Origin of the sequence: Corallococcus sp. AB045, assembly GCF_003668895.1 — a bacterium.
Classification (GTDB): domain Bacteria; phylum Myxococcota; class Myxococcia; order Myxococcales; family Myxococcaceae; genus Corallococcus; species Corallococcus coralloides.
Window position 1 is genome coordinate 49,227 of sequence record NZ_RAWN01000025.1, and the last position, 18,026, is coordinate 67,252.

13 protein-coding genes are annotated in these 18,026 nt (G+C 70.0%); 6 read left to right on the plus strand and 7 right to left on the minus strand.

Features of this window, described 5'->3' with window-relative positions; genetic code table 11:
• Positions 1-14: 14 nt before the first annotated feature.
• Complete coding sequence (locus D7Y21_RS41725; RefSeq protein WP_158627259.1) at positions 15-158, plus strand: hypothetical protein; 144 nt, start codon at positions 15-17, stop codon at positions 156-158.
• A gap of 23 nt (positions 159-181) precedes the next feature.
• Here the strand turns inward: D7Y21_RS41725 and D7Y21_RS08790 are convergent, their stop codons facing one another.
• Positions 182-1,729: a hypothetical protein gene (locus D7Y21_RS08790; RefSeq protein ID WP_121712496.1), complete on the minus strand. Its 1,548-nt coding sequence runs from the start codon at positions 1,727-1,729 to the stop codon at positions 182-184.
• A gap of 286 nt (positions 1,730-2,015) precedes the next feature.
• Here D7Y21_RS08790 and D7Y21_RS08795 point away from each other — a divergent pair, with 286 nt between their 5' ends.
• Both D7Y21_RS08795 and D7Y21_RS08800 read left to right on the plus strand, forming a co-directional pair.
• Positions 2,016-2,594, plus strand: coding sequence for a hypothetical protein (locus D7Y21_RS08795; RefSeq protein ID WP_120561619.1), 579 nt, complete (start codon positions 2,016-2,018; stop codon positions 2,592-2,594).
• Between the two features lie 157 nt (positions 2,595-2,751).
• Positions 2,752-3,507, plus strand: coding sequence for a hypothetical protein (locus D7Y21_RS08800; RefSeq protein ID WP_121712498.1), 756 nt, complete (start codon positions 2,752-2,754; stop codon positions 3,505-3,507).
• A 22-nt stretch (positions 3,508-3,529) separates the two neighbouring features.
• Here D7Y21_RS08800 and D7Y21_RS08805 read toward each other — a convergent pair whose 3' ends face one another.
• Together D7Y21_RS08805 and D7Y21_RS08810 are read right to left on the minus strand one after the other, a co-directional pair.
• Entirely contained in the window at positions 3,530-4,282 is a 753-nt protein-coding gene (locus D7Y21_RS08805) for a ferritin-like domain-containing protein (protein WP_121712499.1), read from the minus strand.
• A gap of 97 nt (positions 4,283-4,379) precedes the next feature.
• Positions 4,380-5,318, minus strand: a complete 939-nt coding sequence (locus tag D7Y21_RS08810; protein ID WP_121712501.1) for an AraC family transcriptional regulator — start codon at positions 5,316-5,318, stop codon at positions 4,380-4,382.
• A gap of 154 nt (positions 5,319-5,472) precedes the next feature.
• Between D7Y21_RS08810 and D7Y21_RS08815 the strand changes: the two genes are divergently transcribed.
• From D7Y21_RS08815 to D7Y21_RS08825, 3 genes are all read left to right on the plus strand, one after another.
• Positions 5,473-6,213, plus strand: coding sequence for an SDR family oxidoreductase (locus D7Y21_RS08815; RefSeq protein ID WP_121712503.1), 741 nt, complete (start codon positions 5,473-5,475; stop codon positions 6,211-6,213).
• Between the two features lie 153 nt (positions 6,214-6,366).
• Complete coding sequence (locus D7Y21_RS08820) at positions 6,367-7,773, plus strand: hypothetical protein (RefSeq protein ID WP_147469229.1); 1,407 nt, start codon at positions 6,367-6,369, stop codon at positions 7,771-7,773.
• 10 nt (positions 7,774-7,783) lie between these two features.
• The gene (locus D7Y21_RS08825) at positions 7,784-9,346 is read left to right on the plus strand and encodes a hypothetical protein (RefSeq protein WP_121712508.1); all 1,563 of its coding nucleotides are present in this window, start codon (positions 7,784-7,786) and stop codon (positions 9,344-9,346) included.
• A gap of 48 nt (positions 9,347-9,394) precedes the next feature.
• Here D7Y21_RS08825 and D7Y21_RS08830 read toward each other — a convergent pair whose 3' ends face one another.
• The 4 genes from D7Y21_RS08830 to D7Y21_RS08845 form a co-directional block, all read right to left on the minus strand.
• Entirely contained in the window at positions 9,395-12,862 is a 3,468-nt protein-coding gene (locus D7Y21_RS08830; RefSeq protein ID WP_121712510.1) for a methylmalonyl-CoA mutase family protein, read from the minus strand.
• Positions 12,863-12,949: 87 nt separating this feature from the next.
• Positions 12,950-13,921, minus strand: coding sequence for a methylmalonyl Co-A mutase-associated GTPase MeaB (gene meaB, locus D7Y21_RS08835; RefSeq protein WP_121712512.1), 972 nt, complete (start codon positions 13,919-13,921; stop codon positions 12,950-12,952).
• A complete protein-coding gene (gene scpA, locus D7Y21_RS08840) occupies positions 13,918-16,104 on the minus strand; it encodes a methylmalonyl-CoA mutase (RefSeq protein ID WP_121712514.1) in 2,187 nt (728 codons plus the stop codon). The genes meaB and scpA overlap by 4 nt, the downstream gene beginning before the upstream one ends.
• On the minus strand, positions 16,104-17,987 hold the full coding sequence (locus tag D7Y21_RS08845) for a methylmalonyl-CoA mutase family protein (RefSeq protein WP_121712516.1): 1,884 nt from the start codon (positions 17,985-17,987) through the stop codon (positions 16,104-16,106). Before D7Y21_RS08845 ends, scpA begins: the two co-directional genes overlap by 1 nt.
• Between the last annotated feature and the right edge of the window lie 39 nt (positions 17,988-18,026).

Genomic DNA, 18,026 nt, shown 5'->3' on the forward strand with positions numbered 1-18,026 from the left:
GCTACGTGAGCCCCATGGGGTTCGCGTCCGCGTCCTCCGCCGGCCTGTGCGCCGTCTGCGATGACAGCTATTGCGACCCCAGCGCGGAGAACTCCTACAGCTGCCCGCAGGACTGCCCCTACCTGTCTGACTTCTGCTACGTGTCGCCGGCGTACTGAGCCCGTGGGTCGCGCGGGTGGCTTCAGCGCAGCTCCACCGTGAGCCCGCCGAAGGTCATCGCCTCCAGGTGACCGTCGTCTCCGGAGTGCGTCATCGGCGCCTCCGCGAGCCCCACCGCCACCAGCGAGTCCCCGTCCGCGTCCACTCCCAGCAGGTGGAAATGGCGGCCCTGTCCCTCGGGGCCGGGCCGCCGCGTGCGCACCGTCTGGCCGTCGGTGGACGCGAGCGCGAGCAGGGCCCCGGCGCCGCGCGAGATGCTCATCCCGCCGTACCACCGGTCCCAGCCGGACGCGCCCACGGCCGCCAGTCCCGCGTCCGTCCAGTGCAGCGCGGAGAAGTGGTCCGCGCGGCCCGTGTCCACGCGGTGCTCGAAGCGCAGGGCGCCCGAGTCGAGAGACAGCACGCCCAGGTAACCGTCGTAGGGCGTCATCCGGTCCTGCGTGCCCGGCGCGGACGGGTACCAGGCGATGGTGCCATCCGAGCCCTCCGTCACCACGGTGCCCGCGAGCGCCACCTCCCCGTCGCGCACCGCCATGTCGAAGACGACGAACTCCGCCGCCCGGGCGGGGACGAAGGCGTGCGTCCCGATGCGCGTCCCCACCGGCGTGAAGGCCGTCACTGCGAAGGGCTGCCGTTCGGTGTCCGCGGGCGTGGTGACGTCGTCGCAGGAGCGGCAGTGCACGGAGGTGAAGTCGTTGAACGTGCGGCTGGAGGCCAGGCATCGGGAGCTGTTCCACGTGCGGCCCACCACCAGCCGGCCGTCCGGGTCCACCGCGAGCAGCGGCCGGAGCGGGGCCTCGCGCCAGCGGAACTCGTCGTAGGCCCAGGCGGCCGGCTGCGTGGAGTGGCGCCCGTCGACGACGCGGGTCCACTGCTCGGTGTAGCGCCCGTCCAGCCAGCGGAGCGTCATCAAACCTGACGCCAGCTCCTGGGTGGCGGGCCCGCCTTCCGGAATGGCCACGAGTGACAGGAAGGCCACGGCCACGTCCTCGCCACGCGCCTCCGTGCGCAGCCAGCCGTCGGTGAGGGCGTGGACCCAGGGCGACTTCATGCGGAACGCGGGGGAGGGCAGGGTGTCTCCCAGGTCGGCGCCGGGCACCGTCGCGGGCGTGGGCAGGGGCTGCCGCGACAGCACCCGACCTTCGGCGGACAGGCGCACCAGGTCGTAGGCCTCCGCCGTCGCGCCGGTGCGCTCGACGCCCAGGGTGACCTCCCCGGACGGGTGCACGGTGAAGTCGCTCAGGTGGTCACCGGCCGCGGCGTCGAACCGCCACGGCCGCGTGCCGTCCCGCGAGGACACGGTGAGCCGGCGGGTGTCCCGTCCTTCCGCGTCCCGCGTCGTCTCCAGCACGAAGGTGCGTCCGGAGGCCCGCCGCACCTTGAGGCCCCCGAAGTCTCCGCGCGGCTGCGTCTGGGCGGACGGCGTGCCCTGCTCGAACGCCCGGGTGAGCCCGGGCACCGCGCACTCCGAGCCCTCACACGGGGATGCAGGCCCGTCCGTCCCATGGCAGGCGGCGGCGCCCCACGACAGCAGGGCGCCCAGCAGGTACCGCGTCCGGCGGAGGTCCATGACTCGCATGCCTCCTCATACGGAGGCACGCGGCCCGGCGGGTCGTGCCCACCGGGCCGGGCCATGCCTCCACGGCCCTCCGGATGGGATGAAGGCCATGTCCCATCCGCCGCGCGTCGTGCTGCCGCTCCTGGCCCGCGCCTGCTGCGCTTCGTCCTTCCTCTTGCTGAAAGACCTCACCAGGGTCAGGGGCGAGTGCGGATGGCGGCCAGCCGACGTGCACCTTCGACGTGCCGGAGGCGGAGGCCCCCGAGGAGTGACGCGGTGGGACTGGTAGGCTCCAGCCATGGGCGTCCACGACTACCGATGCAGTGTCTGCGGTCCTCCCTCGTCATTCGAGTGCGGTGAGAAGACCGGCAAGGAGTGCGAGGAGGAGGGCTTCGGCAACGACGAGGCCCTCCTGGACCTGTTCTTCTTCGTCGCCGACGAGGCGCCGGAGGACGCGGACGCCTTCGAGGAAGCCCGGAGCCGCGCCCGCCGCACGCGGACGCAGTCCTTCGGCTACGACTGGGGCGACTGGGAGTTCGTCCCCAGCCTCAACTACCGGCAGCTGCTCATGGACGACGATGACTCCACGGGCGTCTGGCGCATCGAGCCGTACGAAGAGGACATGAGTGACGGCAGCCCTGTCTCGCTGGAGATTCCAGAGGGCGAGCGCGTCTGGGTGGTCAATTACTGCCCTGTCTGCCATCCGCTGTTCGCCGAAGGCAAGACGCCCCAGGACGAGCCCTGTCTGGAATACCTCCGGGCCGTGGCCGAGAACCTGGACCTGGACTTCGACGGCGTGAAGGGCAGCGCGGACAAGCCGGCCTTCATCGCCACCGTGCGGGAGCGCGTCGCCCGGAGGCGGCCCGTGGCCCGCTGATACAGGGGTTCGCCTGCTTGCTGGACAGCCGCGCGGGTGACAGGGCCGCGGTGGCCGGCAGGCGGGCAAGGGGCATCCCTTCCGCCTCTGCGTCGCGCGTTCCCTTCGGTCCCTAGGTTGAACTCGTGACGGAGAGATGCCACCGGGGAGGGACGGCATGCGCGACGTGAAGGCCGTGGGGCTGGCGATGCTCGTACTCCTGGGGAGCACGGGGTGTGGTGCCATCGCCCATGACGTGGCGAAGCAGGGCACGGAGGGCGCCCTGGAGTCCATCCAGGAGCATGAGGCGGAGAAGACCGCCGAGGAGCAGGCCACCGACGACGCCTTGGCCCGCCGCGAAGCAGAGCAGGCCGCGCGCGGAATGCTCGACGCGGTCACCCGGCCAGAGACTCCGCCCACCGCGCCAGGGGACCCGCCGTCGGGCGGGCCGGTGGCGGAGGTTCCCGGCGGAGTCCTGGGGCACGCATCCGGTGGCACCGGGACGGGAGGCTCGGGGTTCGAGACCTACTCCTCGACGATGGCCTCGCAGGTCGCGAAGGGGCTGAGCGCGGAGCTGGAGCGTCAGCTGGGGCCAGAGGGAGAAGGTCCGTTGGGTCAGAGCCTGTCCGCCACCGCGGGCCGGATGGCGACCACCATGGTGGAGCAGTCGCGCCAGGAGCTGGGCTCCGTCTTTCCCGAATGCGAGGGGCGCCAGGGGGCCGAAGCCGTGGCCTGCCGGGACGCGGCGCTGACGCGGCTGGGCGGAGCCTTCAGCCAGGGCGTCGCGGGCGGGCTGGTGCGCTCGTTCCAGCCGTGGCTCCTGGGGCTCGCCTTCGGCGGCGGGCTGCTGGTGGGGATGTTGGTGTTCCTGGGCCTCTCCGTGGCCCGGCTGCGCCGCGAGGTCGAACCCCTGCGCGAGCGCCGTCACGCCTGAGGTTCATGCCCCGCTGAACGCCTCAGCTGGCGGAGGCCCGCGCGTCGGTGACGCGGAGGTCGTCCGGCAGGTTGGCGACCCAGGTGGTGACCTCTTCCAGGTGGAGCGTCTCTTCGCGCAGGACCTCGCGGAAGGCGTCCACCAGGTCGGGCGGTCCCAGCTCCTGGGCCAGGTCCACGAGCATCGCCCAGCCGGCGTTGTTGAGGATTTCGGAGATGAGGACCGCGCGCAGCGCGTCCGGGAGCGTGGCGCACGGGTCGTCCACGGCCCGGAGCAGCCCATGGGGCCGCGGATCCGCGCCGTCCCCGGGCGTCGTCAGCTGGGGCACGTCCACGCCGAGCCGGTAGATGCACTCGCGGATGAGGTTCAGGTGGTCCAGCTCCTGGTTGTGCAGCTCCACCAGCCGCTCCGGTGTGGGGCCTCCCGGGTAGCTGCCCAGGGCATGGGTCTTCACCAGCAGGCCCGCGTAGAGCCGTGAACTGGTCCGCTCGAAGGCGAGCCGCTCCCGCAGCTGGGCGACGAAGAGCAGGGGCGTGGGGCCCTCCACGGTTTGGAGCGCATGGCCCACCACCTCCTTGAGGTCCGGCAGGTGCAACTCGCCCAGGTGTCCCGCGATGCGCATGAGGTGCACCCGCAGGAACCGCACGGCGCTGCCCGAGCGGGGCAGGGCGGAGTCCCGGAGCGGCCCCTCGCGGGCCACCTGCTCCAGCTCCTCGGCGGTGAGTTGTTCCGCCGTGTGCTTCAGTCCCCAGTCTCCACCTTCACCAGATGACATCGCGCCCCTCCCGCCAGGGATGTCTTCCGGTGCGATGGCCTCGGAAGGAGGGCACAACGTGGAAACGATGCGCCGGGCCCGCCATCGGCCCTGGGGGCTAGCGCACCGCCGCCGGGGCGGAAGCGAGGGACTCCCGCAGCCTCGCGATGTCACGCGAAGGTGGTGCACCGAACATCCTGCTGTACTCGCGGCTGAACTGGGACGGGCTCTCGTAGCCCACGGAGTGGCCGGCCATGGCCGCGTCCATGGCCTGGGCCAGCATCAGGCGGCGGGCCTCCTGGAGCCGCAGCTGCTTCTGGTACTGCAACGGGCTCATGGCGGTGACGGACTTGAAGTGGTGGTGGAGCGCGGACGGGCTCATGTGGACGGTGCGCGCCAGCCGCTCGATGCGCAGCGGCGCGGCGTAGTGCTCCTTGAGCCAGTGGATGGCGCGCGTGACGGACTCGCGGCGGCTGTCCGCCACGGCGATGCGCCGCAGCCGTTCGGAGTTCTCGCCGGACAGCAGGCGGTAGAGGATTTCACGGACGACGAGCGGCGCGAGCACGGGGATGTCGCGCGGCGTGTCCAACAGCCGCACCAGCCGCGCCGTCGCGTCCAGCAGCGGCGCGCCCACCGGTCCCAGGGCCAGGCCCCGGACCATGTCCGTGGGGCCGGGGGGCTCCAGCGCCGCCTCCATCATCAGGCTGCCCAACTGCCCGGGCTCCAGGTCCAATCGGAAGCAGAGGTAGGGCGCTTCGGGAGACGCCTCCACCACCTGCCCCGTGACGGGCAGGTCCACGGACGCGACGAGGCACTGGTCCGGGCCATAGACATACAGCTCGTCGCCCAGGAGCACCTGCTTGCGGCCCCGAGCCACGATGCACAGCGCCGGCTCTTGCAGCGCGTGCAGGGGCGTGGAGGGGTGGGAGGCGCGGATGAGCACCATGCGGGGGATGGCGGTGGCGTGGATGCCGTCCGTGGGCGTGTGGCGCTCCAGGAGCGTCGCCAGCTCGGACAGGTGCGGGCTCAGGTCGGAGGTGGGGCGGGCGGTCGGCATGTGCGTCCGTTCTAACTCCTGCCGGGGATGGGCGCTCGTGCAGGAATGGGCAAGAGTCCGCGAGCATCCGGATAACGCCGTCTCCACGCTCCTTGAGAGGGTGCGGTCATCCCCGGCGCCCTTCGCGCCGGGCCCAAGCGCGAGGACAAAAGCGATGACGACGGACATCCAGGGCAAGGTGGTGGCCATCACGGGAGCGAGCAGCGGCATTGGCGAGGCGACAGCCCGCCTGCTCGCCAGTCAGGGGGCGAAGGTGGTGCTGGGCGCGCGCCGGACGGACCGGCTGGAGGCGCTGACGGGCGAGCTGAGGGCGAAGGGCGGCGAGGTGCGCTACCGGCCGCTGGACGTGACGAGGCGCGAGGACGTGGAGGGCTTCGTGGCCTTCACGCTGAAGGAGTTCGGGCGGCTGGACGTGCTCATCAACAACGCGGGGGTGATGCCGCTGTCCAAGCTGGAGGAGCTGAAGCTGGACGAGTGGAACCGGATGATCGACGTGAACATCCGGGGCGTGCTGCACGGCATCGCCGCGGGGCTGCCGGTGATGAAGCGCCAGAAGTCGGGGCAGTTCATCAACCTGTCCTCCATTGGCGGGCACGCGGTGAGCCCGACGGCGGCGGTGTACTGCGCCACGAAGTTCGCGGTGATGGCCATCTCCGAAGGGCTGCGCCAGGAGGTGGGCGCGGACATCCGGGTGACGGTGATTTCGCCGGGAGTCACCTCGTCGGAGCTGGCGGACAGCATCAGCGACCCGGCGTCGCGCGAGTACATGCGCGAGTTCCGCAAGGACGCCATTCCGGCGGACGCCATCGCCCGCGCCATCGGCTACGCCATCAGCCAGCCCGCGGACGTGGACGTGAGCGAGATCATCATCCGCCCCACGTCGAGCCCATACTGAGAGTGGTTGGGCGGATGTCAGTCATGGCATAGGGTGGGAGTCCTCTGAGGGGGAGCCCATCCTATGCCTGTCTTGAGACGTCCTCTGTCTGCTTTCATGCTCGGCGCCTGTCTGCTCATGCTGAGCGCCTGTGTTAAGGATTACTTTGACGTCGTGACCGACCCGGATGCGGGGGCGGATGCCGGCCCGACAGAACCGCCACCGCCTGTCATCCCGGAAGGGCATACGCTGCTGACGCCGTCAGCGGAGCGCCAGACCGTGGCCTGGGACGCGGCGGTGACGTCGATCCGGTTCGCCTTCGTGGCCCGGGCCGGGCGGCACTATGACTTCGCCGCGGAGGGGCGGTCGCAGGGCTACGTCCTGACCCTGCGTGACGCAGCGTCCGTCACGCTGAGCCAGTTCGGCCCCAGCAAGTCAGGCGTCCCCTTCACCTGGCACTGGTCGGGGCTCTCCGACGGTGCCGTCTACACCGTGGAGCTCACGCAGGAGAGCTACGCGGCAGGGGAATCGCTGAGCTTCCGCTTCGTGGACCAGGGGCCTGATGACCATGGGGACCTGCCCCTCGCGGCGACCCCGTGGGTTCCCTCCGAACAGCCTCTGACGGGCCGGGGCGAGCATGCGGGTGAGCAGGACACGTTCGCCTTCGAGACCGTGGCGGACCATGTCTACGCCATCGACTGCGCCTTCCCGACCGGGGACTGGCAGTTGTCCTTCTTCAAGCTCACGGAGGGGTATTACAGCGTCGTGGGCAGCTTCCCGTTCACGCAGACGCGGGCCGCCACGGCCATCAGGTCCCAGGGCGGGCGGCACGTCGTCTCCATCCAGGACCGGAGTCCGGCTCCGTCGTCAGGGACGTACAGCTGCGTGTTGAGGGACATGGGCCTGGACGACCACGGAAACCTGTTAACCACGGCGACCCAACTGCCCCGGGGCACGACGTCCGCGCAGGGGAAGCTCGACTACGTCGAGGACGTGGACGTCTTCGATCTGGAGGTCGTGCCCGGGCGCTTCTACCGCGTGTCATGTACCCTGGAGGATTCGAAGCCCTGCATCGTCCATGCGAAGCCGGGCTTCGAACAGTCCACCCCTCGGCCGGGTGTGACCTTCGAAGCGGGGGGCTCCCTGCACACCGTGTGGACGCAGGGGGACGGCGTCGTTCCGGCACAGTGGCGGGCGCTCCCCTATACCCTCCAGTTCGAGGACCTGGGCCCGGATGACCACGGCAACTTCCCGTTCACGGCGACGCCGCTCACGGGGCCGTCGCAGACCGTCCGGGCCCACCTCTTCGTCCCCGTCGACCACGACGTCTTCTCCTTCGAGACCACCGCCGGACAGCGCTACCAGTTCAGCTCGCCGTGGAGGGAGGGTCAGGGGCAGGTGCGCTCCATCGTCACCAACATGTCGGGTGTCGACCAGGAGGTGCCCCGCGCGCACATCGGTTCGAACTGGGTCCAGACCTTCACGGCCCCGACGACGGGGACCTACTGCATCAATTTCTCCGCGGACGTCGACACGAACCTGGGGGAATACACCTTCCAGTTCGAAGCGCTCACCCCCTGAACACCCATCCATGCCCATGCTGAAACAATCCCTGTCTGCCTTCATGCTCGGCGCCTGTCTGTTCACGCTGGGCGCTTGCGATTCCAAGGACGACCCCAGCCCTGACGCCGGCACCTCCGTCGACGCGGGGACCGATGCCGGGACCGAGCCGGACGCGGGTTCGGACGCCGGTTCGACGGAGCAACCACCGCCCGTCATCCCGGAGGGCCACACGCTGCTGACGCCGTCGTTCACGGAGGTCCACTCCGTCCCGTGGGGCGATTGGGGCGTGCCGCTCCGGTTCGCCTTCCTCACCCAGGCCGGACACCACTACGACTTCATCATCGAAGCGGAGAACGACGGCCACTACTTGAGCATGGCGGAAGGGACTTTCACGACGCTCGCGTATGAAGGCCTGCTACCCCCCACCTCCTCCGTCATCACCCGGCATTGGTCGGGACTGAAGGGCAACGTCTTTCATACCGTGGAGGTGTCGCAGGCGTCGGAGGCTGCCCTGCGGCCCTTCACGTTCCGCTTCGTGGACATGGGGCCGGACGACCACGGCGACCTGCCCACCACGGCGACACCCTGGACGCCCTCGGAGCAGGTACTGGTGGGCAAAGGGGAGCACTGGGGAGAACGGGACCTGCTCTCCTTCAAGACCGTGGCGGGCAAGGTCTACGCGCTCGACTGCACCTTCCCCACGCCGTACTGGGACCTGTCCATCATCAATGATCGCGGGCAGCGCTACGGCGTCGCGAACAACGACACAACCCTGCAGAACCATGCCGCCACGGCCTTCAAGTCTCCGGGGGGCGTCTTCTTCGCATCCATCAAGGACCAGCAGGACAACACCACCACCCAGCCGTATTCGTGCGTCCTGAAGGACATGGGGGCGGAGGACCACGGCGACACCGTGGAGACCGCCACCCGGCTCGAAGAGGGCACCTCGTCCGTGCAGGCGAAGATTGAAACCGTCACGGACGCGGACGTCTTCTCCCTGGGCGTCCTGGCCGGTCACCACTACCGGGTGTCATGCACCATCGACGGCGACAAGGCCTGCGAGGTTCGCAATGCCAGACCGGGCGGCGAGTTCACCGGTCCGCCGGGTGACCGCACGAGGACGGCCTTCAAGACGTCCCAGACTCCGCACTTCGTGAGCGTGAACATCAATCCCGCCGTGCCGGCGTATTGGGTGCAGGGGCACTACATGCTCCAGATCGAGGACCTGGGCGCGGATGACCACGGCGACACCCTGGCCACGGCGACGCGGCTCACGGGACCCATGCAGACCGTGTCCGTTCGCATCCCGGACCTGCTGGACCACGACGTCCTTTCGTTCCAGGGCACCGCCGGTCAGCGCTACCAGTTCAGCTGTGATTGGAAGGAAACCCCGGGGCAGGTGCAGCTGTACGCGGACGTCAGCCTGGGCCTGGGCACCTGGGTGCAGTCCACCCGGGAACATGTAGGCCAACGCTGGGTGCAGAGCATCAATGCCCCCACGTCCGGGACCTACAACATCGACCTGTGGACGGACTCCACGGCCACGCTCGGGGACTCCACCTGCCAGTTCGAAGTCCTGGCCCCCGAATGAACCCACGCCGCGGTCCCGGGACGTCTGCCCGGGACCGCGGCGCTCGCATCACATGTTGCGCCGGTACTGGCCGCCCACCTCGTACAGCGCGCGGGACAGCTGGCCCAGCGTGCACACCTTGCAGGCGTCCATCAGCGCGCCGAACACGTTGCCGTTGTCCAGGGCCGCGCGGCGCACCGCCTCCAGCGCGGCGGGCGCCGTCTTCGCGTTGCGCTTCCAGAAGGCGTCACGCGCGGTGATGGCGTAGTCCTTCTCCTCCTTCGTCGCGCGGATGACTTCCGGCGGCGTCACCGTGGGGGAACCCTTCGGATCCAGGAAGGTGTTCACCCCGATGATGGGCAGCGTCCCGTCGTGCTTCTGCATCTCGTAGTAGAGCGACTCCTCCTGAATCTTGGAGCGCTGGTACATGCGCTCCATCGCGCCCAGCACGCCGCCGCGCTCGGAGATGGCGCGGAACTCGTTGAGCACCGCCGCCTCCACCAGGTCCGTCAGCTCCTCGATGATGAACGAGCCCTGGTTGGGGTTTTCGTTCTTCGACAGGCCGAACTCCTTGTTGATGACCAGCTGGATGGCCAGCGCGCGCCGCACGCTCTCCTCCGTGGGCGTGGTGATGGCCTCGTCGTAGGCGTTCGTGTGCAACGAATTGCAGTTGTCGTTGAGCGCCAGCAACGCCTGCAGCGTGGTGCGGATGTCGTTGAAGGCAATCTCCTGCGCGTGCAGGGAACGGCCGGACGTCTGGATGTGATACTTCAGCTTCTGCGACCGGTCGTTGCCGCCGTACTTGTCCCGGATGGCCTTGGCCCAGATGCGGCGGGCCACGCGCCCCAGCACCGCGTATTCCGGGTCCATGCCGTTGGAGAAGAAGAACGACAGGTTGGGCGCGAAGTCGTCGATGTGCATCCCGCGCGACAGGTAGTACTCGACGAAGGTGAAGCCGTTCGCCAGCGTGAAGGCCAGCTGGGAGATGGGGTTCGCCCCTGCCTCCGCGATGTGGTACCCGGAGATGGACACCGAGTAGAAGTTCCGCACCTTCTGGTCGATGAAGTACTGCTGGATGTCGCCCATCACGCGCAGGGCGAACTCCGTGGAGAAGATGCAGGTGTTCTGCGCCTGGTCCTCCTTGAGGATGTCCGCCTGCACCGTGCCGCGCACCGCCTGGAGCGTGGACGCGCGGATCTTCGCGTAGACGTCCGCCGGCAGGACTTCGTCACCGGACACGCCCAGGAGCAGCAGGCCCAGCCCGTCGTTGCCCTGGGGCAATTCGCCCTGGTAGCGCGGACGCGGCAGGCCGCGCTCCTTGTAGAGCGCTTCGATCTTCTTCTCGACCTCGTCCACCTTGCCGTTGGCGCGGGTCCACTTCTCGCACTGCTGATCCACCGCGGCGTTGAGGAAGAAGCCCAGCAGCATGGGCGCCGGGCCGTTGATGGTCATGGACACGGACGTGGACGGGTCCGCCAGGTCGAAGCCGGAGTAGAGCTTCTTCGCGTCGTCCACGTTCGCGATGGACACGCCTGAGTTGCCCACCTTGCCGTAGATGTCCGGCCGGTGGTCCGGGTCCTCGCCGTACAGCGTCACCGAGTCGAACGCCGTGGACAGGCGCTTCGCCGGCAGGCCGCGCGACACGTAGTGGAAGCGCTTGTTGGTGCGCTCCGGGCCGCCCTCGCCCGCGAACATGCGAGCGGGGTCCTCACCCTCGCGCTTGAGCGGGAAGACGCCCGCGGTGAACGGGAAGGCGCCCGGCGCGTTCTCCCGCAGCAGCCACGTCAGGATGTCGCCCCAGTCCTCATACTTGGGCAGCGCAATCTTGGGCACGCGCAGGTGCGACAGCGTCTCGCTGATGAGGTCCAGCTCGATGACCTTGTCGCGCACCTGGAACTGGTACTTGGACGCGGCGTAGCGCTTCTTCGTGGCGGGCCACTCGGCCAGCAGTCGCCGGCAGTCCGCGTGCAGGCGGCTCTCCAGGTCCTGGTACAGCGCCACCAGGTCACCCAGGTACGCGGGCTCGCCCTCCACGCGCTCGGTCACCTGCACCACGTCGTCCGCGCTCTTCGGCTCGACGATCTCCAGCTTCTTCTTCCCCACGTTCTGGCGCAGGGCCTGGATGGTGCCGTGCAGCTGGTACATGCGCCGGGCGATGGCGGCCTGGGCGCGCACGAAGCCGTCGTAGTCCTCACAGGCGTCGACGATTTCGGCCAGGTAGCGCGTGCGCTCCGGGGGGATGATCCACTTCTTCTCGCTCATGCCGGGCGTGAGCTGGAATCGGCTGTCCAGCTTCGCGCCCGTCTTCTTCACCAGCGCGTCGATGATGGCCCGGTAGAGCGTGTTCATGCCCGGGTCGTTGAACTGCGACGCGATGGTGCCGTACACGGGCACCGAGTCGTCAGCCAGGGTGAAGGCGTTGTGGTTGCGCTTCCACTGCTTCTTCACGTCGCGCAGCGCGTCCAGCGACCCGCGCTTGTCGAACTTGTTGATGGCGATGACGTCCGCGAAGTCGAGCATGTCGATCTTCTCGAGCTGCGTCGCCGCGCCGTACTCGGCCGTCATCACGTAGAGCGCCACGTCCGAGTGCTCGGTGATTTCGGTGTCCGACTGCCCGATGCCGGAGGTCTCCACCACGATGAGGTCGAAGCCCGCCGCCTTGCAGACTTCAATCGAGTGGGCGACGTGCCGGGACAGGGCCAGGTTGCTCTGGCGGGTGGCCATCGAGCGCATGTAGACGCGCGGGTTGTCGATGGCGTTCATGCGGATGCGGTCGCCCAGCAGCGCGCCGCCGGACTTGCGCTTGGACGGATCCACGGAGAGCACCGCGAGCGTCTTGTCCGGGAAGTCCGCCAGGAATCGGCGCACCAGCTCGTCCACCAGGCTGGACTTGCCGGCGCCGCCCGTGCCGGTGATGCCCAGCACGGGCACCCGGGGTGCGTCCGTGCCGGCGTCCTTCAGCGCGGTGCGCAGCTCTTCGCCCGCGTCCGCGAAGTTCTCCGCGATGGTGATGAGCGACGCGATGCGCTCCGGCTCGCGGGGCAGCGGGGCCTTGAGCAGGCCCCTGAAGTCGGACGGGCGCTTCTCGAAGTCACATTGGGAGATGAGGTCGTCGATCATCCCCTGCAGGCCCATGGCGCGGCCGTCGTCCGGGGAATAGATGCGCGCGACGCCGTACTTGTGCAGCTCGTCGATTTCGGTGGGGAGGATGGTGCCGCCGCCGCCGCCGAACACCTTGATGTTCGCGCCGCGCTCGCGCAGCAGGTCAATCATGTACTTGAAGTACTCGACGTGGCCGCCCTGGTAGGACGTGAGGGCGATGCCCTGGGCGTCCTCCTGGATGGCGCAGTCGACGATCTCCGCCACGGACCGGTTGTGGCCCAGGTGGATGATCTCCGCGCCGGAGGACTGCATCAGGCGGCGCATCACGTTGATGGCCGCGTCGTGTCCGTCGAAGAGGCTGGCGGCCGTGACGATGCGGACGTGGTGCTGGGGCCGGTACGGCTGGGGAGCGGTGGTCGGTTGGGGGTGTCGCACGGGCGTACACTAGGAGTGCGGTGCAGGCCCGGCAAGCGATTGAGACAGGCGTTGCGCGATGGACGACGCGCCTTGTCACGCCTGCGATTAGGGCAGGAATGCCCCCAGCACACGCAGTGCGGCGGAGGTAGGCGTCGCGCGTCCTTCGCGTACGGCCTGCTCCAGGACCGGCACCAGGGCGGCCACCTCGGGGTGCGCCCGCAGGGCTGCTCGCAGTCCGTCGTTCACCATGGCCCACATCCAGCCCACCTGCTGCTGGGTGCGCCGGTGGGAAAGGTCGCCGGAGGCCTCGCGCTTCGCGATGACGTCCACCACGGAGGCCCACAGCGTGTCGATGCCGGTGCCCTCCATGGCGCTGCACGTGGTGACCACCGGCTCCGCGCCGGGGCGCATCAGGTGCAGGGCGGCGCGGTACTCCGCGCGGGCCCGCGTGGCGCGCGGCAGGTTGTCGCCGTCCGCCTTGTTGATGGCCACCATGTCCGCGACTTCGAGGATGCCGCGCTTGATGCCCTGCAGCTCGTCACCGGCGCCCGCGAGCATCAGCACCAGGTAGAAGTCCACCAGGTCCGCGACCACCGTCTCGGACTGGCCCACGCCCACCGTCTCCACCAGCACCACGTCGAAGCCGGCGGCCTCGCAGAGCAGCAGCGTCTCCCGCGTCTTGCGCGCGACGCCGCCCAGCGTGCCGCTGGAGGGGCTGGGGCGGATGTACGCGGCCATTTCGCGCGCCAGCCGGTACATGCGCGTCTTGTCGCCCAGGATGCTTCCGCCCGTGATGCTGCTGGACGGGTCGATGGCGAGCACCGCCACCTTGTGGCCGCTGCCCACCAGGTGCATGCCCAGCGCGTCGATGAAGGTGCTCTTGCCCACGCCCGGCACGCCGCTGATGCCCACGCGGCGGCTCTTTCCGGTGTGGGGCAAGAGCCGCGTGAGGACCTCCTGCGCGAGCGCGGCGTGCTTCGGGTGCTCGCTCTCCACCAGGGTGATGGCGCGCGCGAGCACCGCCCTGTCGCCCGCGCGCACGCCGTCCACGTAGGTGTCCGCGGGCAGCAGCTTCACGCCGCCTCCTGCTCGGCGGCCAGCTTGTCGAGCAGCTCGATGGCGGCCTTCGCGATGACGGTGCCCGGGCCGAAGATGGCGGCGGCGCCCGCGGCGCGAAGCGCGTCGTAGTCCTGCGGCGGGATGACGCCGCCCACCACGACCATGATGTCCTCGCGGCCCAGGGCCTTGAGCGCGTGCTTGAGCTGCGGCACCAGCGTGAGGTGGCCCGCGGCCAGCGACGACGCGCCCACCATGTGCACGTCGTTCTCCACCGCCTGGCGCGCGGACTCCTCCGGCGTCTGGAACAGCGGGCCGATGTCCACGTCGAAGCCCAGGTCCGCGAACGCGGTGGCGATGACCTTCTGCCCGCGGTCGTGGCCGTCCTGGCCCATCTTCGCGATGAGGATGCGCGGCCGGCGGCCGAAGCGCGCCAGGAAGTCATCCGCCTTCGCCCGCGCCTCCGCGATGCCCTGCGCCTGTCCGGCTTCCGCTGAATACACGCCCGTCACCCCGCGCACGGTGGCCTCGTAGCGCCCGAAGACCTTCTCCAGGGCGTCGCTGATTTCGCCGACAGTGGCCTTCGCCCGAGCCGCATCGATGGCCAGCGCCAGCAGGTTGCCCTCGTTGCGGCGGCCCGCTTCGGTGAGCGCGTCCAGGCGGCGGCGGACCTCCTCCGCGTTGCGCTCCGCGCGCAGCTCGCGCAGGCGGGCAATCTGCGCCTCGCGCACGGCGGAGTTGTCCACCTTGAGGATTTCAATGTTGTCCGGGCGCTCCGGCGGGTACTTGTTCACGCCGATGATGGCCTGACGTCCGGAGTCGATGCGCGCCTGGGTGCGCGCGGCGGCCTCTTCGATGCGCAGCTTGGGCAGGCCCGCGTCGATGGCCTTGGTCATGCCGCCCAGCGCCTCCACCTCCTGGATGTGGCCCCAGGCCTTCTGGGCCAGCTCGTGGGTGAGGCGCTCCACGTAGTAGCTGCCGCCCCACGGGTCGATGACGCGCGTGGTGCCGCTCTCCAGTTGGAGGTACAGCTGCGTGTTGCGGGCGATGCGCGCGCTGAAGTCCGTGGGCAGCGCGATGGCTTCGTCCAGCGAGTTGGTGTGCAGGCTCTGGGTGTGGCCCTGCGTCGCGGCCATGGCCTCCACGCAGGTGCGCACGACGTTGTTGTAGACGTCCTGCGCGGTGAGGCTCCAGCCGGACGTCTGGCAATGGGTGCGCAGCGCCAGGCTCTTGTCGCTCTTGGGGTTGAAGCCCTTGATGAGGCGGGCCCAGAGGAGGCGGGCCGCGCGCATCTTGGCCACCTCCATGAAGAAGTTCATCCCGATGGCCCAGAAGAACGACAGGCGCGGGGCGAACGCGTCCACGCCCAGGCCCGCTGCGAGGCCCGCGCGGACGTACTCCACGCCGTCCGCGAGCGTGTAGCCCAGCTCCAGGTCCTGCGTCGCGCCGGCTTCCTGCATGTGGTAGCCGCTGATGCTGATGCTGTTGAAGCGCGGCATCCGCTCCGCCGTGAACTTGAAGATGTCCCCGATGATGCGCATCGAGGGACCGGGCGGATAGATGTACGTGTTGCGGACCATGAACTCCTTGAGGATGTCGTTCTGGATGGTCCCGCTGAGCTGCTCGGGCTTCACGCCCTGTTCCTCGGCCGCGACCACGTAGAGCGCGAGCACGGGGAGGACGGCGCCGTTCATCGTCATCGACACGCTCATCTGGTCGAGCGGGATGCGGTCGAACAGGATGCGCATGTCCTTGATGGAGTCGATGGCGACGCCCGCCATGCCCACGTCACCCGCGACGCGCGGGTGGTCGCTGTCGTAGCCCCGGTGCGTGGCCAGGTCGAACGCGATGGACAGGCCCTTCTGGCCGGCCGCGAGGTTGCGGCGGTAGAAGGCGTTGGACGCCTCCGCCGTGGAGAAGCCCGCGTACTGGCGCACCGTCCACGGCTGCTGCACGTACATGGTGGAGTAGGGGCCGCGCACGAACGGGGGCAGGCCGGGCAGCGAGCCCAGGTGCGCCACGCCCTCCAGGTCCTCGCGGGTGTAGAGCGGCTTGACCGGGATGCCCTCGGGCGTGTCCCAGCGTTCGGCGGTGGCCGTGGCCTGGCTCGCGTGCGCGCGCTGCTGCTCCAGCACGGACGCGGGCGTCTGGGTTTCAGGAGCGTCGAAGGCGACGCGGGAGAAGTCCGGAACGGTGGGGCGCATCAGGCCACTCCCAGTTGCGTGTGCAGCGTCTTCAGGAGCTGGACCAGGTCCGCTCCCGCGTAGAGGAAGAGATCCACGCCGGCCGCGCGGAAGGCGGCCTCGTGGTCACCGGGACGGCCCGCGACGGCGACCGTGCGGGCGCCCTTCGCCTTGAGGGCCGCGACGTAGGCGGGCAAGGCCTCCGGGTAGAGGGCATCCGGACCGGAGATGACGGCGAGCGTCGTGCCCGCCTTGGCGAACAGCTCCGCGGCGGCGTTCGCGTCCGCGAAGCCGTGGTGCTCGTTGGGCTCGATGCCGCCCACGGCGAGCACGTTGGCGATCCACGTGGAGCGCGCGGTGTGCTCCGCCACGGTGCCCAGGTTGGCCATGAAGGCGCGAGGACGGACGCCGTGCGCCGCGTGGTAGCGGTCGCTCGCGTCGCGCAGGGATTCGAAGGCCTCCGCCACGCGCACGGGCTGGGGCGGGGTGACGGCACCCTCGGCCTGCGCGGGCGCGGCGGCGCGGGCCTCGCGCTGCACGGGGGCCTCGTGGAGGTGGGGGAACTCGCTGACGCCCACGATGGGGAGCTTGCGCGTGCGCACGGCCTTGTCGCGCGCGGTGCGCGTCTCCGTGAGCACGCGGGCCACGTCGCCCTGCGCGATGGCGCGGGAGATGCCGCCCAGCGCTTCGATGCGCTGGAGCTCCGTCCAGGCCGCGCGGGCGAACTCGCCGGTGAGCTGCTCCAGGTAGTAGCTGCCGCCCGCGGGGTCCGCGACGCGGTTGAGGCTGGACTCGTCGCGCAGGATGAGCTGCGTGTTGCGCGCGAGGCGCCGGCTCTGTTCGTCGGGCGTGCCCAGGGGCTCGTCGAAGGGGGCGGTGCTCACGCTGTCCGCGCCCGCGACGACGGCGGCGAAGGACTCCGCGGTGCCGCGAAGGATGTTCACCCACGGGTCGCGCCGCGTCTTGGTGGCGCTGGCCGTGCGCGCGTGCAGCGCCATGGCCTGCGACTCCGGCGCACCGCCCGAAGCGGCGACGACCTTGGACCAGAGCAGCCGCGCCGCGCGCAGCTTCGCGATTTCGGGGAAGAACTGCCCGCCCACGGACAGGGCGAACTGCATGGACCGAGCGGCCTCACCCGGCGACACGCCCGCGCGCTCCAGCTCGCGCAGGTACTCCACGCCGGTGGCGATGCTCCAGGCCAGCTCATGCACGGACGTGGCGCCCGCGTCCGCCCAGGGACGCGACGACACGAGCAGCGCGCGCAGGCCCGGCGCGTCCTTGAGCAGCGACGTGACGATGGGCGCGGCCTCCGTCAGCGTGCGGGCCACGTCCACCTTCGCGGCGCCGTGACGCGCGAGCGCCGCGATGGGGTCGATGCCCAGGCTGCCGCGCAGGGCCTGCTTCGCGGCGCCGGCCTTCTTCGCCAGCACCTCCAGCAGCAGGGACGCGGGTCGCAGCACGTCCGCGGTCGGCTCCAGGTGCACCGGCGTGCGCTCCAGCGGCACGTGCGCGAGCAGCCGCGCCAGCGTGGCCTCGTCCTTCACGTCCAGGCCGTGGGGCGCGTCCAGGAGCAGCCACACGCCCTGTGTGCCGCGCTCCAGGTCGTCGCGGAGCGCATCGGCGGTCGTGGCCACGTCCGGGCCCGCGTACTCCTGGCACAGGAGCCATCCGCCCTCGGTGTGGCCCAGGGGCTGGGTGCCGCGCACGTAGGGTGCGACGCCGGGCGGCTCCGAGGGCGCCGGGGCGTCCTGGGGCGTGTAGAGGGGCTGGAGGGACAGGCCGCCCTCCAGGGGCGACTGGAGCACCGTGAAGGGCTTGCCCTTGAGGTCCTTGTCCACCAGCCGGCGCCACTCCTCGACGGAAGGGGGCGGGAAGTCCGCTGCGGTAAGAGGCACGTCAGCCATGCCCCTCCCATAGGCGCATTGCCCTACCCGGGGCAATGC